The organism is Microvirga massiliensis (genome assembly GCF_001006805.1).
Taxonomy (GTDB): domain Bacteria; phylum Pseudomonadota; class Alphaproteobacteria; order Rhizobiales; family Beijerinckiaceae; genus Microvirga; species Microvirga massiliensis.
On record NZ_LN811352.1, the window covers coordinates 426,673 to 448,947 of the forward strand.

The 22,275-nt window shown below is 60.4% G+C and carries 21 protein-coding genes; 3 read left to right on the plus strand and 18 right to left on the minus strand.

Annotated elements, in window-relative coordinates; all coding sequences use genetic code 11:
- Positions 1 to 25: 25 nt before the first annotated feature.
- Positions 26 to 1,048 (minus strand): hypothetical protein, encoded by a 1,023-nt coding sequence (locus tag BN1233_RS10910; RefSeq protein WP_046863565.1) that lies wholly within the window; start codon positions 1,046 to 1,048, stop codon positions 26 to 28.
- A 166-nt stretch (positions 1,049 to 1,214) separates the two neighbouring features.
- Between BN1233_RS10910 and BN1233_RS10915 the strand changes: the two genes are divergently transcribed.
- The gene (locus BN1233_RS10915) at positions 1,215 to 2,468 is read left to right on the plus strand and encodes an RNA-guided endonuclease InsQ/TnpB family protein (RefSeq protein ID WP_048707730.1); all 1,254 of its coding nucleotides are present in this window, start codon (positions 1,215 to 1,217) and stop codon (positions 2,466 to 2,468) included.
- Positions 2,469 to 2,513: 45 nt separating this feature from the next.
- Here BN1233_RS10915 and BN1233_RS10920 read toward each other — a convergent pair whose 3' ends face one another.
- On the minus strand, positions 2,514 to 2,984 hold the full coding sequence (locus tag BN1233_RS10920; protein WP_046863566.1) for a helix-turn-helix domain-containing protein: 471 nt from the start codon (positions 2,982 to 2,984) through the stop codon (positions 2,514 to 2,516).
- Between the two features lie 298 nt (positions 2,985 to 3,282).
- Here BN1233_RS10920 and BN1233_RS10925 point away from each other — a divergent pair, with 298 nt between their 5' ends.
- Positions 3,283 to 3,690 carry a hypothetical protein gene (locus BN1233_RS10925; RefSeq protein ID WP_046863567.1) on the plus strand — a complete coding sequence of 136 codons (408 nt, stop codon included), beginning with the start codon at positions 3,283 to 3,285 and terminating at the stop codon, positions 3,688 to 3,690.
- Between the two features lie 12 nt (positions 3,691 to 3,702).
- Here the strand turns inward: BN1233_RS10925 and BN1233_RS10930 are convergent, their stop codons facing one another.
- The 3 genes from BN1233_RS10930 to BN1233_RS51015 all read right to left on the minus strand — a co-directional run bounded on the left by BN1233_RS10930 (position 3,703) and on the right by BN1233_RS51015 (position 5,706).
- Positions 3,703 to 3,969: a hypothetical protein gene (locus BN1233_RS10930; RefSeq protein ID WP_046863568.1), complete on the minus strand. Its 267-nt coding sequence runs from the start codon at positions 3,967 to 3,969 to the stop codon at positions 3,703 to 3,705.
- A gap of 66 nt (positions 3,970 to 4,035) precedes the next feature.
- Positions 4,036 to 4,644 (minus strand): hypothetical protein, encoded by a 609-nt coding sequence (locus BN1233_RS10935; RefSeq protein WP_046863569.1) that lies wholly within the window; start codon positions 4,642 to 4,644, stop codon positions 4,036 to 4,038.
- Positions 4,645 to 5,034: 390 nt separating this feature from the next.
- Entirely contained in the window at positions 5,035 to 5,706 is a 672-nt protein-coding gene (locus BN1233_RS51015; RefSeq protein ID WP_074078285.1) for a TadE/TadG family type IV pilus assembly protein, read from the minus strand.
- 244 nt (positions 5,707 to 5,950) lie between these two features.
- Between BN1233_RS51015 and BN1233_RS10940 the strand changes: the two genes are divergently transcribed.
- Positions 5,951 to 7,447: a pilus assembly protein TadG-related protein gene (locus BN1233_RS10940; RefSeq protein WP_046863570.1), complete on the plus strand. Its 1,497-nt coding sequence runs from the start codon at positions 5,951 to 5,953 to the stop codon at positions 7,445 to 7,447.
- 582 nt (positions 7,448 to 8,029) lie between these two features.
- Here the strand turns inward: BN1233_RS10940 and BN1233_RS46800 are convergent.
- The 13 genes from BN1233_RS46800 to BN1233_RS11000 all read right to left on the minus strand — a co-directional run bounded on the left by BN1233_RS46800 (position 8,030) and on the right by BN1233_RS11000 (position 22,032).
- Positions 8,030 to 8,290 carry a hypothetical protein gene (locus tag BN1233_RS46800; RefSeq protein ID WP_147707138.1) on the minus strand — a complete coding sequence of 87 codons (261 nt, stop codon included), beginning with the start codon at positions 8,288 to 8,290 and terminating at the stop codon, positions 8,030 to 8,032.
- 75 nt (positions 8,291 to 8,365) lie between these two features.
- A complete protein-coding gene (locus tag BN1233_RS42755) occupies positions 8,366 to 8,833 on the minus strand; it encodes an A24 family peptidase (RefSeq protein ID WP_048707734.1) in 468 nt (155 codons plus the stop codon).
- A 132-nt stretch (positions 8,834 to 8,965) separates the two neighbouring features.
- Positions 8,966 to 9,511 carry a retropepsin-like aspartic protease family protein gene (locus tag BN1233_RS10950; RefSeq protein ID WP_187144277.1) on the minus strand — a complete coding sequence of 182 codons (546 nt, stop codon included), beginning with the start codon at positions 9,509 to 9,511 and terminating at the stop codon, positions 8,966 to 8,968.
- Between the two features lie 177 nt (positions 9,512 to 9,688).
- Positions 9,689 to 10,144, minus strand: a complete 456-nt coding sequence (locus BN1233_RS10955) for a tetratricopeptide repeat protein (RefSeq protein ID WP_244470671.1) — start codon at positions 10,142 to 10,144, stop codon at positions 9,689 to 9,691.
- A gap of 462 nt (positions 10,145 to 10,606) precedes the next feature.
- Complete coding sequence (locus BN1233_RS10960) at positions 10,607 to 11,575, minus strand: type II secretion system F family protein (RefSeq protein ID WP_147707140.1); 969 nt, start codon at positions 11,573 to 11,575, stop codon at positions 10,607 to 10,609.
- Positions 11,548 to 12,492: a type II secretion system F family protein gene (locus tag BN1233_RS10965; RefSeq protein ID WP_046863572.1), complete on the minus strand. Its 945-nt coding sequence runs from the start codon at positions 12,490 to 12,492 to the stop codon at positions 11,548 to 11,550. Before BN1233_RS10965 ends, BN1233_RS10960 begins: the two co-directional genes overlap by 28 nt.
- Positions 12,492 to 13,904 (minus strand): TadA family conjugal transfer-associated ATPase, encoded by a 1,413-nt coding sequence (locus BN1233_RS10970; RefSeq protein WP_082145364.1) that lies wholly within the window; start codon positions 13,902 to 13,904, stop codon positions 12,492 to 12,494. The genes BN1233_RS10965 and BN1233_RS10970 overlap by 1 nt, the downstream gene beginning before the upstream one ends.
- A 2-nt stretch (positions 13,905 to 13,906) precedes the next feature.
- Positions 13,907 to 15,067 carry a CpaE/TadZ family protein gene (locus BN1233_RS10975; protein ID WP_046863574.1) on the minus strand — a complete coding sequence of 387 codons (1,161 nt, stop codon included), beginning with the start codon at positions 15,065 to 15,067 and terminating at the stop codon, positions 13,907 to 13,909.
- Positions 15,068 to 15,590: 523 nt separating this feature from the next.
- Positions 15,591 to 16,484 (minus strand): Flp pilus assembly protein CpaB, encoded by an 894-nt coding sequence (cpaB, locus tag BN1233_RS10980; RefSeq protein WP_048707739.1) that lies wholly within the window; start codon positions 16,482 to 16,484, stop codon positions 15,591 to 15,593.
- A 102-nt stretch (positions 16,485 to 16,586) separates the two neighbouring features.
- Complete coding sequence (locus BN1233_RS10985; RefSeq protein ID WP_046863575.1) at positions 16,587 to 16,781, minus strand: Flp family type IVb pilin; 195 nt, start codon at positions 16,779 to 16,781, stop codon at positions 16,587 to 16,589.
- A gap of 1,324 nt (positions 16,782 to 18,105) precedes the next feature.
- A complete protein-coding gene (locus BN1233_RS10990; protein ID WP_046863576.1) occupies positions 18,106 to 19,620 on the minus strand; it encodes a type II and III secretion system protein family protein in 1,515 nt (504 codons plus the stop codon).
- Between the two features lie 400 nt (positions 19,621 to 20,020).
- Positions 20,021 to 21,346, minus strand: coding sequence for a calcium-binding protein (locus BN1233_RS10995; RefSeq protein WP_147707146.1), 1,326 nt, complete (start codon positions 21,344 to 21,346; stop codon positions 20,021 to 20,023).
- Between the two features lie 176 nt (positions 21,347 to 21,522).
- Positions 21,523 to 22,032, minus strand: a complete 510-nt coding sequence (locus BN1233_RS11000) for a hypothetical protein (protein WP_046863577.1) — start codon at positions 22,030 to 22,032, stop codon at positions 21,523 to 21,525.
- Positions 22,033 to 22,275 lie beyond the last annotated feature (243 nt).

The following is a 22,275-nucleotide window of genomic DNA, read 5'->3' on the forward strand; positions in this document are numbered from 1 at the left end:
CCCCCACAAGGAGAGAGGTGACGAGCTACATCCCCAGAACCCGCGCCAGCAGCGCGTTGCCCAAGGCGCCCTTCTCGATCGACAGCACCTGCTCTGGCGCGGCGCCCTGCGCTTCCGCCTTCAGAATAATGTCGATCCAAGGCGGCCCCAGCAGCCGCCGCCGGTTGTTCTCCCGGTCCACCGGCTCCCCCGAGAGCTCGAACACGAAATGCCGGTCGGTGGTTTGCACCAGCCGCCCGAGGAGCGGCTCGCCTTCCCGGGCACCGCTCCGGCGCAGGCGCGGGGCGTCCTGCATCTGCAGCGCCGCGGCGCCCGGCCCGGCGAGCGTCAGGGCAACCGTGACGCCGCCCTCTCCGCTCAAACTCCGCCCGATCCGCAGCTCTCCCGTCAGCCCCGCCTCGGGGATCGCGAGCGACACCCGCACGGCGGGCGCCGCACCGGGGCGCAGGGCCTCCGGGGGCTCGAGCGCCCAGTGCACGCTCCCTTGCGCGATGCGCGGGAAGCCCGGCTCCGTCGGGGTTTCCTGGATCAGCCCGGCCCGCAGGGCGCCCGAGCGCAGGGGCGGCAGCGCCACCGCGAACGGATCCGGGTCCTCCCCGGCCTCGCCCCCAGGCTCTGCCGCCTTCAGGCCGCGCCACAATGTGAACGGATGAAGCATCACCGCCGGCGCGAAGCGCCCGGTCTCGAAAAGCAGATCCACCGCCGGCACCCGGCCGAAGCGCGCGCTCTTCCGCCGCCGTGCATCCGCCGCCGGCGCATCCGCGAGGACCGGCCGCCACGCCATGGCGCTTTTCGCAAAGAGGGAATCGCCGTCCCGCGCAGCCGCCGCTTCCGCCGCACCTGCCGCCTTGGCCCTCACGACCACCGCAGCGGGCGTCGCGCGCTCCGCCGCCGGGCGCCGGGGCGGCAGCGGCGCCGGCCCTTCCGGCGCGCGCGGTTCGGGCGGAGACACAAGCGGCAGCGGCGCGTCCTGCGCGGCCGCCGGGGCGACGCTCAGGAGCGCGGCCAAACAAAAGGCGCCGCGGCGGGCGCCCGGCGCTGTGGGCATCTCGAATCTCGCGCTGTCGAGTCAGGCCTCTCTAGCGCGGCCGCGTCCCTGCACCAAGACGTTGGGGGCTTATCAGATTGCGCCGTAAGACTCCGACCTTGAGGTCGGGGATACAAGGCGCGCCCATTGTATTGGCAAGTTTAGGTGTTCTTGTTACGTTCGCGTGATGCTGGTGCACAAGGCGTACAAGTTTCGCCTCTACCCGACCGATCAGCAGTGGGTCCTGCTCGCGAAGACGGTCGGCCTGTGCCGGCTCGTCTACAATCTCGCCCTCGAGCAGCGCCGCACCTTCTCGCGCCGAGGCCGCCCCGTCGGCTACCACGCCGCCGCCCACGACCTGAAGGCTCTCAAGACCGAGTTCCCGTTCGTCACGGAAGCGCCAAGCCAGTGCCTCCAGCAGGCGCTGATCGACCTCAACCAGGCCTTCGAGAATTTCTTCAAAGGCATCGCCAAATATCCCAAGCCCCGCAAGAAGTTCGAGAACGATTCCTGCCGCTTCCCGCAAGGATTCACCGTCTCGCGCCATAGGATCAAGCTGCCAAAGCTCGGCAACGTCAGGATGGCAGCCCACCGCACGGTGAAAGGCACGCCGAAATCCCTGACAGTCTCGCGCGAGGGCGATCACTGGTACGCCTCCATCGCCTGCGAGCTTGAGGTCGCCGCTCCCGTGGTCCGTCCGAGGCGCGAGGGCGGGGTCGACCTCAACGTCGCCACCGGCGCGGTCACGTCCGAGGGGCTGATCCTGCCCATGCCACGCCTCTCACCCGAGGAGATGCGCCGTCGCGCGAGGCTGCACAAGAGCCTGGCGCGCAAGCAGAAGGGCTCGCGCAACCGGCTGAAAGCCCGGCGGACACTCGCCCGCTTCGAGGCCAGGCTCGCCCGCCGGCGCCGGAACGCGGCGCATCAGATCTCGCGCCGACTGGCCAATGCTCACACCCACATTGCCTTCGAGAAGCTGAACGTCACCAACATGACCGCCTCGGCGCGGGGCACCCTCGAGAGTCCCGGGACGAACGTCGCGCAGAAAGCCGGGCTCAACCGCGCCATCCTCGACGTCTCGCCCGGCATGATCCGGCGGTTCACGAAGTATAAGGCGGTCTGGCTCGGCGGAGAGTGCATCGAGGTTCCGGCCGGCTACACGTCCCAGAGATGCTCGGAGTGCGGGAAGCACCCGAAGGATGACGCATCGACCAAACACCTGGAGCATGGACGCGTCAGCCGCGACCGCTTCGCGTGCCCGCTGTGCGGCTACACTGCGCACGCGGACGTCAACGCCGCGAGGAACATCCTCGCGTTGGGCCGCCAGCATTGGGCGGCGCAGGATTTTGCCGACGGACGGTCGGTCCCAGCCTGTGGAGGCCTCCGCGCGAGGCGTGCCGATCAAGCAGGAGCGAAAGATCGAGGGAGGCGGCATGCCTGACCATTCCGCACGCCCGAGAAGCCCCGCCGGTCACGCCGGGGAGCGTCACTCGCCGCCCGGCCCGTTCTTCAGGAGCTGCAGCACGGCGATGGCGGTGGCCCACGGCACGCGCTCGGAGATCTCGAGCAGCGCCGTGCCGTCGCCGTAATCGCGCACGTGCAGCACGCTCTCTTTCTGGAGGCTCACCGGCCCTTCCGCGGCGGTGGCGTGCTCGGCGGCCTGGCGGGCCTGGGAGAGCGCCTCGCCGGCCTCGCCGGGCAGGAGCTCGCTCGGCTCCACCTCGAGCGCGCGGCTCATGGCCTCGAGATAGCGGGATTTCGGCAGCGAGCGGCCCTGCACGTAGTGCCAGACATGGGCCCGGCCGAACTTCTCGGATTCGTCGAGATAGGCCGAGGTCCGGCGGGCGGTCTGGCTCATCGTCCAGCCCTTGCGCTCGATGGCGGCTTTGAGGCGATCGGCGAAATCCGCCTTGATGGAAGTTCTGTCAGTCACGGTGCTCAAATGTCCCGGCAGCATGGCGCGATGTCCCCGCTCCTAGAGGATGGCTGAAAACGATCATTCAACAGGATGCCTAAAGTTTGTTCCTGTTGTGTCGGCCTTGAACGTCTCGGCCGTTCTCTCCGTAAAAATCGACGTATGTGAGGCAAAGCTCGGCCTTCTGGCCTAGCCGAACGCCGTATCTATCTAGCCTAAAATTACCAAAAGGTTGTTGACGCAAGTTAGGAATTCGTGTGGCAAAGTAGCGCACAAGGGATGTTAAGCTTCGATATTGCGTCCTGAGGGAGAATGCGCCTCGCCCCTTTTGCGAGGCCCCATGGCAAATCCGGCCCGAGACATCACCCCCGAATCGGCAACCAGCGCGGCAGGCGAGGCGCTCGCCTGCGAGCGATTCGCGCCCGACGGCGCGCCCTATCCGGCCTTTGCCGCCGGCCCCGGCGAGATCGCTGTGCACGTGCCGGGCGCGCCGGAGCGCTGGGTGCTGCTCACGGTCAACAGCGGCCGGCTGGAGGATACGATCGCCGCGGTCATGGCCCTGCGCGCGCAGGCGCCGTCGGCCCAAGTGTCGGCCCAAGTGGCGGAATTCGTGCGCGCCCGGCTCGAGAGCTGGCCGCCCGGCCCGCTCGCCGGCCCCGTCGCCGCCCGCTGGGCCGGGCCTCTGTGGCGGCTCTTCAAGCTCAACCTCGCGCAGGACCTCGCCCGCCCGCCCGAGCGCGAAGGATAGGCGGCGAAACCTTCAGCAGCGGTGCACCCGCACCACGGCGCCCTCACCCACCACATAGGACGACACCGTGCAGCCCGGGCGCAGCGGCAATTCGATCGGCTGCGCGAGAACCGGCCGCTCCTCCCGCCAGGGGCTCACGGTGCCCGTTTCCTCCGGCTCCGCCGGCAGCGGCGGCGCCTCGAGCACCGGCGGCGCGGCCGGCGGATCCGTCCAGGGGCCGCGCGCGAAGGCCGGGCCCGCGAGGGCCGCGAATCCGGCGAGGAGAAGGATGCGCGTCATGCGGGCGTCTCCGGAGAAGGCTCTGCTGAAGTAAAACGCAAGCGCCCCGCTCCGTTCCCGCGCGTTTTACGGCGGCGCGCGGGTGCAGAGCCCCTCGAAGCCGTAGATCTGCGCGAGGCTCGGATCGACCTCCTCCAGGCGGAAGCGCAGCCCCTGGCCGCGCACGAAGCGGCCGGTCTCCGGCCCCTGGAAGAGCACCACCTCGAGCTCGCCGGGCAGGCGCTCGAGGAGATCGACGAAGCCGCGCACCACCGCATCCCCGAAGGGCGCGCTCTCCTGCAGCTCGAAGCTGCCATCCTCGAAGAAGCGGGCGCGGGCATGGAGCGCGCCCGAGACCGCCCCGTTCCGCCAGGCGCGCAGGAGCGCGCGGCCCTCCGCGGAGGCCTGGGTGCTGGGCGCGCGCGGATTCTCGCTGAGCTGAAACCGGATGCGGCGGCTTCCGCCCTCGCAGGTGAGAATCACAAGCCCCTGCCGGCGCCGCTTCTCCGGAGTCTCGACCTTCAGGATCTCGGCCCGCAGGAGCACGAACTCGTCGCCGAGCCGCTCGAGCTGCCACCCGCCGCGCCCCACCTCGTAATCCTGCGCCGGCGCGGCCGGTGCGAAGAGGAGCGCCGCAGCGAGAGGCGCCAGGCGCCGCGCGCCGACGCGTATTAGCACCCAAAGCCCCTGCTCCATGCGCGCTGAATCCTGCCTTCCGTGCCAAGCCTCCGGCCCGGTTTACGGCAACCACGCAGAGGGGCCAATGCGAATGGCTCAAAACAGGAAGGCCCGCCACCGGGGTACAAGTGGCGGGCCGAGGAGCGCTCCCCTCTGTTCGAAGAACGTTGTGTTCCCCACCCCATTCTTCACCGGTGGTTAAAGCACATTTAACATCGCCGTAAAAGGCGGCTGTTCACCGGAGAGGCAGAAACGTTTGAAACGGCCAAGCGTTATGCGCAGTTCTTCACATTCCGCAACGGCAGTCACACATCGCCGCCCCTTGTGGCAGAAGTCACCCCGAAGGCGCGGGTAAGGGAAAACCACCGCATTAGGGTGGGGTCCGGTGATTCACTCGACAGCCTTGTCCTAGGAGGGAGGACCAAGTGACTCACTCGATAGCCTTGTCCTAGAGGGCGGGATCGGAATCCCTCTTGGAATCGGCTTGTTGTCCTTGTCGGTGGTTGGGCAGCCGGCCTCGATCGGTGGCAGCGCCCACTGGAACCAGCTCGAAAGGACGGGGAATCGGTACGTCCTGCACCGGATTTCGACGATGACGTCGACTGGAAGTCCACCGGGACGACCCGCAAATCCTAACTGTCGCCCAACAGGGTAAGACTCATAAGTGATCTTGACCTCTCCCGCCTTGAGATCAGGCAGCGCCCGCGTCATTTCGGTCAACATGAGGTTCATAAGGGCGTCGGTGCAGCCCGATCCGCCGCTCGTACAGGTCACACGGGTAAAGACCTGTGGGCAGCCACCGTTCAGATCAACGCAATTTTTCCCGAGAGTGCCGCCATTCCAAGCGCCCGTGCTGTTCATGGCAGCGGCAACAGTGGTCGAAATCGGCGAGTTGACCACGGCCCAGCGGGCACCAAGTTGTGTCGCCTTCGATGCGGCATTTGATTGGAATAAAAATAGTCCAGCCTCAACAGTTCCAAATGTAAGCAGCAGGATCATAGGAAAGACAACGGAGATCTCGACCAGCAATGCGCCCGACGAGTCCCTACGAAATCTACGCCAAAACGAACGGTTTCTCATGCTATACCTTAGGCGCGACCGGCGTCTTCGAGCATGGCGGCAAAAGAGGGAAGATTATGTGTCACATCAACTTTGAGTTTGGCACATCCACTCTGGAGCGGCGACTTGCAGTTTTCGGCATAGCGAAGCATACTCGCGCTTATACAGCAATAGGGTACGTTTAACAACAATTGGGCACTTGTCTAATTGCTCGGCGCTGAGGTAGACGCTACATCTGGCCGAAACGCCTGCGGGGGGTGTAAAAATGCCTGAATTTCCAGGGCCATTCTCGCGTGCTCGTAAGTTTCTGAAGGACGACGGCGGAGCGGTCCTCATTTGGGCCACTCTGACTGTCCCAGTGATCCTTGGCATCTATGCCCTCTCAACGGACCTCGGAAGGCTTGGGGGGATGCATACCGAGCTGCAGGACATGGCCGACGCGGCTGCTCTCGCAGCAGCTGCACAATTGGACGGCAAAGCCGATTCCATTGTGCGAGCAAATGCGGAAGCAGCTAAGGTCGTCAACAGTTCAAAATTCGCGAATTCCGGCGGCTCCCTTTTCGATCTCGTCTACACCGAGAACTATGCCGAACTGAAAGCAGGCCCCTACTTGCCCGAAGGGGAGGGTCCAGAAGCTGCAAAGGCCGGGTGGGTCCAAGCGATTACGAACGTAGGAACGAGCAGAGCCTTCTTGATAGGTGTCGTTGGCGGTGACACTGCCATGCAGACTCGCGCTCGGGCCACCGCCGGAACGGGATATGTTGCCTGCGAAGTGACACCCCTCCGCATCTGCGACAGTCAGCCGACCCGTTGGGACGAGGTCGCTATCGGGACGCAGTTTAAGCTGAAAAGTCGACCTGGCGTGAACGGTGACTTCGCAGTTGTGGATGATCCCAACCTGCCGAATCCGAACGGGAGCGATACCGCGAGGTTTCTCGCTTCCGAGACGCCCAATTTCTGTTTTACCAACAACGTCAAAGTCGATCCTGGTCAGTCGACCAGCGCAGTATACGACGGCCTGAACGTCAGATTTTCCATTTACTCGAACAGTAACAAGGATTTGCACCAATTTCCTCCCGCGCCCAATATTACTAAGGGGAACACTTCAAACCAATGTGAGCTCCCGCATGTAGTTCACGGCCCTCCCGGCGGCTTTCCTCGAGACTCAAACCTGATTGGCGATCCGAATGGTTTTCAGGGAAATGGCATTTGGGACAAGGACGGATACCTGAAGGCAAACTACGGAGCGAACTACGAAGCGACGCTCAGCAGCACTAAGCCGACCCTCTATGCGGCCCTAACGAAGGCGAAAACCCGATATGACGTGTACCTAGCCGAGCTAGGCATTACCAGTGCGGCCGAGGAGGTGCCAATGACCTCTGCTCAGATCCGCAATGCTCCAGGAATGGTTAAGAGAGTCACCGGAGAGTTCCCTTACCCGTTGGATAATCCCGCCGACAGTCCTATGTGCTCTCCCCTCACAGACAAAGTGCAGGGCAAACCAGTTTCTAAGTTCGCCAGCTACAAACCCAGCCGCCGCATATTCTACGCAGCGGTGGTGAACTGCGATGGGAACACAGGCAACGCGACACCGCCAAGACGGTCCAATCGCTACGTAAAGTTTTTCATGACTGAGCCCGTAACCAAGCCAGACGACCCAGTCGATAAGAAAACCGTGTTTGGCGAATTCCTGGGACTCATCAAGGCAAACGACGGAAGCGGGAAGCTTCACGCTATTGTGCAGCTCTACCCCAATCCTTAGGATACTTCGGTACTGCTCCGTGTGATCTCCTTGATCACACGGAGCAGTACACTGCCTCTGTCGGAGCTTCGAGCCTCTGCAGGATTTATAACGGGGGCAGGGACAGTCGCTTGCTCGTCACCATCAAGTTTCGCTCTGCTTGGAAGAGTACGCGAGAAAAGTCTCAGGTGTGAGTCCTACCCTCGCAACACGAGAGCCCAGCACATCGGGGATCCTCTAACAGAGACGCCGGAGATCTGGGAGGTGAGAGTCCACCCTCCAGGCCGCGAGCCTCAGCGTGGATGAAACAGCAAGCGCGATCTCCTGTTGCCTGATGGCTCACCAATTCCGGATGATCCCGCGCCGTTCGCCTGACCAAGGCAGAGAGTCAGTTCTTCGACTTTCGCAGCGGCAGCGCCAACATCACCTCTCCCCTTGTGGGAGAGGTCGGCTGCGCAGCAGCCGGGTGAGGGGTGTCGGCGGTGCGTTTTACAAGACCGCGCTAGCATCACGCCCCACGCCTAGCACGCGACAACCCTCTCCTGCCTCTCGGCCAAGAAGCCCTCAGCACCGATGAACCCGCGCCTCTGACTGTCCGAAATCTTATCTCTCCGTGTCGCATCCACGCCGCGCATCCGCCTCCGGAGCGGCCCTTGGCACAGGCACCACAACCGCGGGTGCCCGACTTGTGACGCTGCCCGTCGTTGCCGGATCCTCTGTCACCACGACCGTCGGTGAGTAATCCAGACGCTGCACACCGGGCCGGGCCTCATCCGGGCTCTCGCTCTGCGCCAGGGCCGCGCCCGCTGCCGCGGCAGAGAAAGCTGCAGCGCCCAGAAGCGCATCAAACTGGGATTGTCTCATCACCGAGGCCTCCGAGGATTGCTCGCGGTCAATTCATGAACCGCAAAGTCTGTTCCAATCGGTGCGCCTTCTTCCTCAAGACACCGCCAGGGTGGTGATCCATGCGCAGGCAATGGCGGGCCCGTACGGGATCCTCGTCTTGCCCGAGACACTCTTCTTGGGGATCGGCAAAGGCAGGAACTTCACCGCAACGACGTAGAGCATTGTAAACAGCGCCAGGAACATCGCGAAGCCGCTCGAATGGTCCATTCCGAGCCAGAGGAAGGCTACGGCGAGGAGCTTCACGTCTCCGCCCCCCATCCATCCGAGCGCATACATCCCCAGGAGCAACGCGAACATCACGGCGCCAAAGGCGAGGTGCCCGCCGAGCCAGGCCCAATCACCGCGCACGAGCGCGAATACGGCAAAGAGAGCGAGTAATACAAGCACGACATCATTGCGGATTCGAAAGTTCCGCATGTCATCGACGATGATGTAGGCTAGTACGGCGATGAGGGTAGCGAGGATGAGCGCCTCGATGCCAAAGGCCGAAAGAGAGAACATATCAGCTACTGTTGCGGGAGAGATAGGACGTCTGGCTCGCTTAAAGCATCCTGGCAGAGATTCAGCAGAGAGAAGTTAACATGCCAAGATCGGCACGGCCTTGCCCGTTCGGTCAGACGTCGGGAGCCGCTCTTACTGGCCCAAGACGAGGCGGCCACTCGACATTTCGAACGTATTGAGGCGCCCCAGGAACGTCATGCCCAGAAGGCTGGTCGTCAGGCGGCCCGGTGGAAAGATCACCGCGTCGACATCGCGTACAATCATATTGCCAAGTCGAATTTCGGGAATCGTAACAGGAGCGGCCTGCACCACCCCGTTCGCCGTCATGATTTTCTGGGTATACTCGCGGCTTGTGGCTGGAAGCGAAATGCGTTCGGCGTCCTCATGAGACAGGGCAACGATGCTCGCTCCGGTATCGACAAGCATCCGTAGGCTTTGCCGGCCGATCGTAGGCTCCACATAGAAGTGCCCCCGGTCGTCACCCGCAATGGTGAGCACGCCACTACTCTCAGCCGCGAGCCCGCCTTGAAGCCGTCGCTTTCGCGCTTCGAACTGCTGGATCGTCTCGCCGATGTAGGGCGTAAGCCCGACCCTGTCACTTGCGTGAACGGGTTGGGTTTCGGCGGCCAGGGAAAGCGCCGCCAACCAGACACAACAGGGAACTGCCGAAAGTCTCACCAACCACGCCCCTCGGCACCGCTCGGCTCAGCAACGCATTAGAACCACGCTGCTGTTTGCGCACGCAGTGCGTCCGTCTGAATCCCACCAGACAATGCGCAACTCTACACAGTGTATAACGAAGCTTGGAGCGTGCAACCCCTTGCGTACGCGCAGATTGTCTCCCCGGCTCGCAGCTCAGGTGCGGCTTTGCGACAGGAGTGTAAGGTTATTGGCCACAATCGGATCGGCTGGGTTCAACGCCTTCGCGCGTCGCAACATGACTGCCGCTCTTCGAACATCTCCGCGCAGCATGTAGGAGAAGCCGCGATTGTTCAGAATCTCGAACGACTCACCCGAAAGCTTAATGGCTTGCTCATATGCACGATCCGCGAGATCAAATCGCCCTAAGTGGTCGTAGCTCGCCGCGAGGCCGATCCAGGATGTCAGGTCAGCCGGGTTCCGCTCGACCGCAGTCCGGAAATTCCTCTCGGCGAGTGCGTAATCGGCGCGCTCGAAGTGTGCGCGGCCGAGATCGCGCGGCTCGTTGGTGGCAACGAAAGCCTCTGCCGAGGGCACGCTCGTCTCCGCGAGGGACTGGCAGCCGGCCAGAACAGCAACAAGTGGAAGCGCGAGAACAAGCTGCCAACTCACAAGGTTACACTCCGAATCGACAAAGTCATATCCGCCAGGAAAATTCGGCTGGTATCGAACCACAGCTGAGTCATACCGACGACCCAAGCGCCGGCGTAGCAGGATCTCGACGGCAGCTTGGACGCCTTCTCAGCATATGGCTCCTGTTTCTCCTGCGTTTCGTCTCTGAAGTCGAGAGCGACAACGGCGCGCCGGTGCCAAGTTCGAGCACATGTTGCAAAAACGTGACACAGGACCGGTTTTCCCGATCACGGATTTATCTACCCAGTGGTAGCGCGCAATCGTCCGCCGCTCCAGTCATCGGCGCGGACGTCGGACATCCTTGCTTCGGGCCACGGCTCCGCTAAGCTGGCTAGCTGCCGAAGGAACCGGAGTTGCCAAGGCAGTATCGAGAGGAATGTTACGTCAACGGATTCTCGGGCGCAGCACGGGCTTTAACGAGAGTTCGACGCATCGTGGACCTTATTTTCCCAAGATCCCGCTCAACGAGCCTAGCAAACTGATTAAGGCCGGCCCAACAGCCACCATGAGAATTGTCGGAAAAATAAAGAGCATCATGGGAAAAGTTAACTTTACCGGCAACTGGTTCGCCTTTTCTTCCGCCCGTGTCAGTCTCTTGTCCCGCATTTCGTCGCTGAACGTTCTCAGAGCTTGGCTGATATCAGTTCCCAATTCCAAAGATTGCTTCAGCAAAACCGCGAGAGATCTCGCTTCGTCGAGCCCAAGCCGTTCGGCGAAGCCCCTGAACCCATCGACGGTGCTCCTCCCAGCCCGAATCTCGGCTCCCATGATGGCCAGGTTGATTGCGATCTCGCGATTTGCCGCCCCGATGTCCCGAGCGACCCGCTCGAGAGCGGCCTCGAGACTTAGACCAGCCTCAACACAGACCATCAGCAGGTCGAGAAAGTCCGGGAAGGCATATCGATACTCAGTCTGCAGATGACCTATTCTACGCTTGATGTAATACCCGGGCAGGTAATAGGCGAGCACCATCGATACGATCACCACGGCGATTTTCGCCGGGTTCGACAACGTGTGCAGCCTGGTCATGATGATGATATAAGCAAGGACCGGCACGAGGAGAACAAGACCAAACCGAACAAGGTTGTAAGTCCGGACTGCGTCTCTGCCGAAAAAGCCCGCCTGGAGCAATTCAAAACGCTGCCTGCTCCGTGTCTGCTGGTCGGCCAGGAAGTCGATGTTGATCTTGTCCTTGAGGGTATCGATGAAGCCCGGCGGACCTCCCGCCACGGCAGCGTCACTACCGGCGCTTAGGCGCTGGCGCGCCGTCGCCCGCTGAGAGAACACAGCACCTAAATAATAGACAACGCCGGCAACCGACGTGAAAATTGCAGCGGATATCAGCAACAAAGTCGTTTCTGGCGATTGCGCAAGCATGAGAATCAAACCTTGAAGTTCACCATCTTCCACATGACCACGTTGCCGAGGGCTATAAGGCCGCCCGCAACCACAAGCATGTAGGTCCAGGTTTGATTGCCCCAGACTGATCCGTAGACCGCAGGCGCGATCACATTCATCATGCCCAATATGACAGCCGGAAGCGCAGTAAGCGCAAGAGCAGAAAAACGCCCTTCTGCCGTTAGCGCACGCACCCTGCGGCGCATCTTGAAGCGGTCACGCATCAGTTTGGACAGCCGAGCGAGAATTTCCGCCAGATTGCCACCGGTTTGACTCTGGACTGTCACCGAGGTCGTCAGGAAGCGAAGATCTTCTAGCCCCACGCGGTCGTACAGATTGGACAACGCGGTCTGGATGTCCCGTCCGTATGCGATTTCGTCACTCACCAGGCCGAACTCGGTGCCGGAAGGATCAGGCATCTCGCGCGCAACCAGCCCTAAGGAAACGGTAAACGGATGGCCGGCCTTCAGGCTGCGCACGATCACGTCGATCACATCCGGGAGCTGCTCCGCGAACTTCTGGAGTCTCTTTCCACGCGCCCGCTTCAGAAAGAGATACAAGAGGAGCGCAGACGAGCCCGCCGCTGCGGGAATGGCCAGCACGAATTGCAGCTTGAACGACAGGATGAGCAATAGAACAGCGAACGTTCCGGCATATCCGAATGCCAGCTTCCGAAGGGAGCTTCCATGCCCGGCTTGGATAATGAGCCTGCCAAACGGCCTGAGGAAGTCCGGAAGGCCGGCCAAATCGTGCTTGAGGACGTCGACGACCTCATTGGTGCGGTAAGCACCACTCTCAATGGCTGCAAGCCGTTTGTTGATGCGCCGCCTCGGCTTCAGTTCCCGAAAAAAATAGAGGTAACCGAACTGCGCGACCAGGAAGACGGCTGCGAAAACAAGAGAATAGAGAACCCAAGACTCGATGCTCATCACAGCACCACGTTCGGATCGAAATAAGAGGCTGGAATATCGTACCCGTGCGCTTTCAGATCAGTCAGCAATTTCGGGCGCACACCGGTTGCTCGGAACGAGCCCACGATCCTGCCGTCAGCGTCGTAGCCCTCTCGCTGGTATTTAAAAATCTCCTGCATCTGGATGATGTCACCCTCCATCCCAGTGACCTCTGAGACACTGGTGAGTTTCCGCTGACCGTCCGGTAGGCGGGAGAGCTGCACGATCACCTGAATCGCCGCCGCGATCTGGCCGCGAATGGAGCTAAGGGACATCGGCATGTCGGCCATGCCGACCATCTGCTCTAGGCGCTTGAGGGCGTCGCGTGGGTTGTTGGCGTGGATCGTGGTCATAGAGCCTTCGTGGCCGGTGTTCATCGCCTGGAGCATGTCGAAGGCCTCTTCCCCACGACACTCGCCGATGATGATACGATCCGGACGCATACGAAGTGCGTTCTTGACGAGCTCGCGTTGCCGAATCTCACCCTTGCCTTCGGCGTTGGGCGGCCGCGTCTCCAGGCGACTGACGAGGTCTTGCTGGATCTGCAACTCGGCCGCATCCTCGATCGTGACTACGCGCTCGCGTGGCGAGATGAACGCCGAGAGGGCGTTGAGCATCGTGGTCTTGCCGGACCCCGTGCCACCGGAGACGATGATGGAAATTCGCCCCTTGACAGCAACTTTCAGAACTTCGGCAATCTGAGGCCGGCAGGCCCCGATCTCGACAAGCTTGTCGAGGGAGAACGGTCGCTTCGAAAACTTGCGGATCGAGACCTGCGGGCCATCGATCGCAATTGGACGGACCGCAATGTTGACACGCGAACCATCCGGGAGGCGCGCGTCGCAGATCGGAGAGGATTCGTCGACGCGCCGCCCCACGCCGGCGACGATCTTGTTGATGATGCGCAGGAGATGCACCTCGTCGGCAAAGCGAACGCTCGTGCCTTCAAGGACGCCGCGACGCTCCACATAGACATGCTTGTGTCCGTTGATGAGAATGTCGTTGACGGTCGGATCTGCAAGGAGCGGTTCCAGCGGACCTAGGCCCGTCATCTCATGAAGAACCTCCTCAGAGAACGTCTCGAGTTCCTTCTGGTTGAGAACGATCCGCTCGGATCTGACGTATTCGGCGACAAACGCCTTGACCTGCCGCCGGAGCTCGTCCGGCTGCATACCTTCAAGCATGCTGAGGTTGAACTCGTCGATAATACGGCCGTGGAGCTTGACTTTCTCGTCCATCAATTTTGGGCGTTGTAGCACTTCTTCCGGCGGTTTCTCGATCACCGGGGCAGGGCTCTTGATCGCCGCAACACCCTTGTTCGTCGAACCATTCACCACGGTGGTCTGCGCGTCGCTGCGGCGGCCCCAACGGTCAGAAAGATTCCCCAACATGTCTACCCCCGATTTAGCGCAGCCGACCGTATGGCGGTTGCCGCCTCGTGCTTCGTCCGATCGATCCACTCGCCAACTTGCCGGATGTCCTTCTTCAGGCCTCGCCCACCGCCACTTTCGGAAATGGACCGGCCAGCGTTGATGGCATCAAGCGCGGTCTTGTCATCTCGACGGATGAACATCACTTGCACTCTCGGGAGGGCGGATGTGATATCCGAACGTCTGACAACACCGCTTCCGAAGAGGCCCGTTTCTGTCTGGTTGATGAGAGCCGCCACTCGATTTGCGGAAATATTCAGTCCTTCCAGATACTGCATCGTCGTGGTCAGGCGCTTGACCGAGGGAATATTATAGGTGCCTGTGACAAAAACTCGGTCAGAGCCAATTATCAGGTTATCGATCCACGGGAACCACATGGTCGGCAAGTCGAGGTGAACAAAATCATAGCGCTTTGAGATTTCATCCAGAAGAGCGAAAAGCACGGTCGAGTCGAGCCTGCCGTAATCGAACCGCCCGGGCGGGCTCGCGAAGATGTCCACGCCGGAGGGGTGCTTTGCCGTGAGCACATCCACGAGTTGCTGGTCCAGGCGGGAGGGATTGCCGAGAATTTCGCTGATGTCGAACCTTGGCTCGATATCGAGATAAGTCGGGAAATCGCTGCTCTGGAAGTTGAGATCGAGGACGCAGACACGACGCTTAGCCTTGCCACGGGTAGCAAGGTAGATAGCGGTCTCGAGCGCCAGAGTCGTGTTGCCGACGCCGCCGGCCGAGGGAAGGAATGTGACAATCGACCCATTGGCGAGCGCCGTTCCGGAAAAGTGGTGGCGGATAACCTCTGTCAGTTCATCCCCGAGATTGTTCCACCTGATCCACTCCCCCGCCCCGGACTTGGACAGTTGCTTGTAGGCGTCTACTGAAATCGTGTCAGAGATGTAGACGACGAAGGCTCTGCCGCGAGCCTTCTGCGAGAAGCTGACGAGGTTCGTAGCGTCACCCACGAAGTCCGGAACGATCACGAGCGAGTGCTCGTTTTCAGGCAGCAGCTTGAGAACATCATCGAGCTGCTCGATGGGAGTGGTACGCACCCCGTTCTGCGTCAGCACACCCGTGAGCTGCCGCGTGCGCTCATCCTGCGGATTGGCAATAACGATATAAGCGGCCATCAAACGTAATCCAAAATGCGGTCGGGTCGTGCTGCCACGGACCCACGTCGATTGTGAAGCCTCTTGGGCATGTCAGCGTCCCATTGCCCGCTTAGAGTAAGTTGGAACGGAACCGTTTGGTCCAGTCTGACAGCGGGCAGGAAAGTCATGTCAGTGCCCAGTGGCCCATTCGAAACGTGTGATGGTAAACGAAATGCTTCGATCCAATCTAAGTTGGGGCAGGCGATTCATGCCCTAATTTATCACCGTGGCGGGAGCGGTAGAGTTCGTTTCACCGCCGCGATTAAACCGAAAGCTACTTCCATCGTCGAGGCTGCCGATTCTGTCGGCGACTATGCTTGAGGTGGCGGGGAGTGAGGTGGCTCACCAGAGTTGCCAGCAAGCGAGCGCCGCGTGTCCGGATGCCTGCACCGAGGCCCGTCTGAGCACCAACCGCGGATTCTCACGTCCTCTCTCACTCTCGGTGATTTGCTTCACCCTGATTCGGAGAGCTTTTTCTAAAAACATAGTGGATGTGACGACCTCAATGCTGCAGGGTAAACACGGGCCGCGGCCGGGCGGCGGTCCTGGTAAGAGCCGAAGCTTCAGAGCTAGGCGCGCCCTCAGTCACGACCGGCATCTGTTCGCTCTTGAGACCCTTGTCAGTCCCCCTTACGACTGTGACGATCTTATGGGTGTCCTTAGGCGGAGGAGCTGCCTCAACCGGCTCAGGCTTCTCAGCGACTGCCTCTGGAATGCCAAGATCGGCGGTGGTGATCTTCCTGGTGCTCTCCGAGCCAGCCTGCCCGGCGTTCCGAAGAATGAGCGCGAGTTTGCCGACCTGCTGGGCTAGTATGACCTTCTGCGACTGTTGGACATCGACTTCGAGCGTAACCGCCTTGGCGACCAGAGCCTTGTCTTGGCGCTCGCCTGCGATCTGATCAACCGCCAGTACTTTCACATTCTGTAACAGAACTTCAGCCGACTGATCTCCCCGCTCGCCGCGCGTGAGCACAACGTCCACACGGTCTTCTGGCGAAACGAAACCGGCCACGCCGCGAACGTCATCGACGCGCACAGTGACCGCTCTCATGTTCTCGTCAATCAGGACGGATAAAGATGCCTTCTGATTAGGCTCTGTGATCTTAGAGTTAAGAATTGGCTCGTTCTTCTGGATGCCGCTGAGAACGACCCGCTTCCCATCTTTTAGAAGATTATCCTTCCTGGCGAAGGCACCTTCAGGTATCGCGTTCACCGGCCATGGAATCTCGATCAAATTATCGGCGGTTAAGGTGGCGCCAAACGTCAGTGGCTGATTGGCTACGACGATCGTCTCTGCCGCCACGGCCGGTGTTGGATTAACCAAGCGGCTCTCGATGTAGCCGCGCGTCAGATAGACCGCACCTCCGCCCAGGATCAGCGCGCCTAACAACACCATTCCTGACCGCATCCTGCCCACCATAAAATGAGGAAACAAAATCTGTCACGATCCGACCGGGCTCGACGCGGAGCCCGGTCGTAACTGCGAGGACGATTACGATCAGCCGATCAGATCAAGCAACGTTGCCACTTCTACCCAGACGGCGTTGATCTTGTCGCCGATCGTGAGCAACGTGGCCGCGGCAACGCCGAGGACTACGGCAAGCATCACGGCATACTCGACTGCCGTGGCACCCTCTTCATCACGGCCGAGACGGGCAAAGAGCTGCTGAGCCCCGTTGATGATCTTGGTCATATCTTTACTACCCCTAAAATACGGGCTAGACCCCCTAGCCCCTCTTCGTGGACCGGTTGGGCCGACCCCGATGGCGTTAAACAATCATTAACCCCTGTCCGTGTCAATCGTCTAAAGTTATACCTTGCATCGGAAAGACGTTAAGGTTAATTGGTTCGGTCCAACCTTAGCTCAGGCTCCCTAACGGCAATTGCAAGACAGATTGTCGCAAGAAGCAGGCGTCGAGCCAACGGCGGCTCTTGAGGTCATAAATCATAAGCTTGTTTGGGGTGCCACCTCGGAAAAGTTACGGATGGCACACGCCTCCCGGTCCCTTATGCCGTCCGCAGGATGTTGCGATTTGGGTCGTTTCGCTTCAGGCTGCTGTAGCATGGCTCTTGCCGCTGTGCCGGGGGCGAACACGAGCAGGCACCTACAAGCTGCCCCGCCATGATGCCAGGCAACTGCCTGGCAGCCCGGTGAGCATCAGGATGGCTAATAGGCAGAGATGCGAAGGGTGCCGAACTCCCTAGAATCGACCTCTGCGCACGGTGGCCGTTAAAAGCGCCGACCTGTGTGAGTTCTTGCTTTTAACCAGTCTTCAGTGCTTCTCATGTCGCTCTCACCGTCATTGCGAGCGGAGCGAAGCAATCTACCCTTCAACGGATACACTCCTGGATTGCTTCGCCTGCGGCTCACAATAGCGGGAGTGCAGTACCTCTACCCTTGGTTCGCAATGACGATGTGGATCCGCATCCGGCTGAATAACTTTACCTGCCGCTCACAAGCATGGGGTGACACTGGTCTCTGCCTGATCCGGAACCAATCTCGGGGGCAGTACGCGTGACTTCATGGCGAAAGTGTCGATGAACACGTGAGCGGCCGGCCACTGATACGCGGGCCAGGCTCAAGTCCAGGCATTCACGGCCCGATCTCAGGGTGCCGAGAACGCGGCCATCTCAGGCTCTACGCGGCGAAGCGAGGCTAACGTTCGGCCTCCGGCGCACACCGGTCAGCGCACGTTTATGACAGTACTTGGATTGCCCGAATCCTGCGGTGGGCTCTGATAACGCCGTACGGCAGCGCCATACCGTTCTCCGCTAGTCACGATCCGGGTGTTCCTAGCGTGAACAGGCCAGGGATCGTAAGTGTGCGCCAACGCGTCAGTCGCAACAGCTTCCCCAGCGCCAAAATAGATTGTCTCCTTGCGGTCCAAATATTGGGCGCATGCGGTTACAGCAAAGATCGGAGAGAGTGCGATACTCAGCCGAACAATTGTTTTCAGGTCGCCCATTGAACCCCAGCTCATTGTCATCATTGCTTGCCGCCCGGGCCAAACCCGTTCCTAGTATTTAGCACCGCCGGCTCTAGGCGCGGTTGCTGCCGGTCTAGCAGCTATTGGTTGCCCAATTGGCCGTGGATCCAGGATATGACCGTATTGGCCCTTGAACTTGACACCGTTTTCAAGAATCCACTTTTGCCGCGCAGAAACCGCGGATGGATCATTCGGCTTCTCTACCTCTAACTCTCCGCCAAGAAAGAGGTCCAGATCGTTGGCTGGTACTGTCGTGTCAAGCGGAGTGGCGATGAGAGCTCCCGGCTTCGCGGGCTTTACAAGGTGCGGCGTCACAAGGACGACCAGTTCACTCTCTCGCGAGCGGAACTCGGTGCTGCGGAAGAGCGCGCCAAGCACAGGAATTGAACCCAACCAGGGAAGTTGCTCGAGATTCCGTTCATTCACGCTTTGGAGAAGACCCGCGAGAGCGAAGCTCTGCCCGTCACGGAGTTCGATCGATGTTCGCGCGCGCCGCTTGTTAATTCCTGGGATTGAAATTCCCGCGCCGGTATTCACCGAAATTGCCGGATCGATATCGCTGACCTCTGGCTCGAGTTTCAGGTTGATGAGACCGTTTGCAAGCACCGTTGGCGTAAAATTCAGCCTTACACCAAATTCCTTGAAAGCCACCGTGATCGTGGGGACACCGCCGTTCGTTGTCGAAGCAACCGGAACCGGAAACTCACCGCCCGCGTGAAACTCCGCCGTATCCCCGGACATGGCAACCAGGTTCGGCTCGGCAAGCCGTCGGACGAGACCCTTCTGTTCAAGGGCATCGATATGAAGGTCTAACAGTCTGGAGTTGCTTGCAAATCTGGTCAGGAGGTGAGCGAATGGCGCGTTCGCGCTGATCAGCGTGTCAAGGAGGTTGCCATCTACGTCACGGCCGCCGCGACCGATGAATGCGTCGGTCCGCCTCCCCAGGTAATCCCATCTTATCCCGAGTTCCCGCCCTGCAGTGCGATTAATCTCCACGAACCGCACCTTCAGCATCACCTGTTGCGGCGAGGCAATCTGGGAGTTGTTGATAACTTTATCAGGCCCGACAATGGATTGTGCGGCTCGGACCGCACGGTCCACAGCCGTTGCGTCGAGAGCGGTCCCACTCACGACCACGCTGTCGCCCTGGCCGCGGATGCTCAGGCCTCCGGCTCCGTTCACAGGTGCTGTGTCGACGCTGACGCTGACATCGACGACGGCTAAAATCCTCTTCTGCGCGTCGAGGATCGATATGTTCGTCGTTCCGGCTTTTTTCCCAAGCACATACAGGGTCTGATCACTCAACGGAATGACGTCGGCGATTTCGGAGGAGCCGACCAGGACATCGGTGAAAGGAATATCCAGCCGGATCGTCTGCGAGCTGTTCAGGGGAACCTGCATGCGCCGGAGCTTGGCGACCGGACGCTCCGAGGACGCTTGGGCCTGAGCATGCGCCACAGAAAGGCTGAGGTCAGGCCCTGCAGCCCCTATCGACAGTGCGGCTACCCATATCAGTCGTAAGCCTGCTCGTTTGAACCCAGCCATGCCCGCCTCCGCGGCGCAGAGATACGCCTATATTATTGGATTTGTGTTAAATGCCGGCTGGAGCTTCCACAAGGGAGGGGGAGGCACATCTCAGGCAGGTGCGGCCCAAATGTCACGCGAGGCGTGAATCAGAGCCGGTTCGAGGCTGCTGGGAACGGGTGAACGCAGCGCATTGGCCGACCGAAGACTCGCTCGGCCGCCCACGCCCCGGCACGACCTCAACCCTGGGGCGGGCGGCCGCTCGGGGAGATTGCGCGCCATAAGCCGGCACTCTCACGCAGAGGAACTCAGGGGAGCCGGTCAGAAATTCTGCGGCTCGGAGCAGCGATACCCCTCCGGATGCTCCAGACGACGCAAGTCTTGCCCTGCGTGAGACCGAGACTCCTCCTCGCGTCAGAGGCTAACCGATGAATCCGTCCCCGAAGGCGAGTCTTCCCTCGTAGAGGCCGTACTGGAGATAATGCTGAAGCGGATTCATCCCGGACGCTGCGACGTCCAGGTAAGCCGCCAGGTAGCTGGAGGAATCGAACGATCCAGACGGATCACGCCCCTCCTTCCAGCCCCACGTCATATAATGCTCCAGCGGATTGATCCCCGCCGCCGCGACGTCTTTGTAGGTACTCAAATAATCTGAGGTGTCGAAGAAGGCGTTTGGATCACGTCCCTCACGCCAGCCGTACGTGTCGAAGTGGAGCGCTGCATCCGCTCCCGCTGCGCCAACGTCCGGGTTTGCCAGAAGGTAGTACTCGCGATCGAAGCCATTCTGGATCGACCGGCCCACAGCAGTGAAGGCGCTCCGGCCCTCATGCTGGCCATACTGAAGGAAGTGCGCAAGAGGGTTGATGCCCACAGCCGCGACATCTGGGTTCGCCAGCAGATAGAGGTCAGTGTCGAAATTGACCGAGGCATCACGACCCTCTCTCCAGCCGTCATACCGGTAGTGCTCGAGGGGATTCAGTCCGGCCGCTCTCACATCCGCGTTTGCGGAGAGATACCCATTCGTCGAGAAGAACTGGTTCGGATCGCTGCCTTCCCGCCAACCCTGCACATTGTAATGAATGTCGAGGTTCCAGCCGGCTTTGAGAATATCAGGCCTCAGAGTTCCGTAGAATTCCTGATCGACCAAAGGGTCATCGAACTGACCATTCAAGAATACAATATTCTCGATGTTGACCAGTTCGTCTCTCCCATCCGGCCCGGTGACAATGATGCGGTCCGGCGCAAACAGGACGCTGCCCTGCGCTTGGTCGAAGTTGAAGAAGGCCGCGTCGATCCCGGTGCCTCCGTCGAGAAAGTCATTTCCGAGGTCACCGTATAAGCTGTCGTTTCCGGAAAGCCCCCGAATGACATCATCGAGCAGCGAGCCGGTGATGAGGTCATCTCCATTCAAAAACAGGCTGAGAGGAAGGCGTTCAGCTCCTATGACAGAAACATTCGCATCCGTGATGGACAGAACCTCCGCGCCATTCGCCAGGAGAGACAAGCTCCCGATGTGGGCTGTCAGCTTGCTGTTGAACGCATTGAAGGCAATGCTTCCTCCTACATCGATGCTGTACGTCACATTGACCTGATCGGAATAGATCAAAGACGTCATAAAGGAGGTTGAATCGTAGACCTTGGGCGTGACGGCCGACCAGTAACTATCCAGGTATTTGATGTTGCCGGAGGCATCCATCGAAAGTTGGAAGCCTGCACTCGCTGTTACTGATGCCATAAAGCGCGCCACTCTGCATGCCTTCAGACCGAGCTGAGAAGTAGCGAGTTCCTGGCCGCGAGTCCATGTCTGAGGCGCGGCTCCAGATCACTCCGGAAGCGAGTGAGCGCAACTATCCAGATGCTGCGGAGTGGGTCACTGGCATCTGCTGTCGCGCAGCAGCCGGTCCGAATCGCGCAGAGCGCTCCTTAGACCGCTTCCTTTTCCGTCTTTGTCGTCTCAGTCCATGCATCCCGGATGAAGGAGACATGGCACGCAAGACAGGCCGCTCCCGTCAGCACTCCAAGGCACAGCAGTAGGACGGCATCGGGACTCGGATCAAAGCTCATGACCACGAGCGATGCGGTCTGGCCCGATCCCGACGCAAGAAGGTGGCTATAGCCCATGGCAGCAACCAGCATCAGGCTGAGGTTCGCCATGAGTCCAACCATAAGCCGTTGACGGACAAGGCAAGCGAGCCACGCCGCGGCTAGAATGGAAAGACTGACCCAGAGGATGTTGGATCCGAGAATGGTTCCTGCAAGCATTGTATCGGACATTCGAACGGCCAAAAGAGGACGCATGACCTCGAGCTGCAAGTACCACAAGGTCTCCGAAGCTGGATGAAGTGCAAGAAGTCGGGCCACGACGTCGGATGCGAGGAATACGCCTGCGACAGCTGTCGTTCCAACCGTCTGCACGAGGTAAGTCGTTCGCATGTCGACACTCCGAATACTCACTGAGGAACCATTATGACACGTCCAGGGTTCCGCGTTGGCAACGTATCCCGTTCGGTTTAATGATTACTTGCGATGATGCGTTGGGTTGTGGGCGAGTTCGAGGCGGAGCTCGCGCGACGTGCGCCTGTGATGCAGCGGATTCTTTGGGGGTAGGGATTCAGAGAGGTGGGCACCGGCACCCTCTCCCATCGAAGATGAGGCGGAGCGGCGTCGGCCTGCACA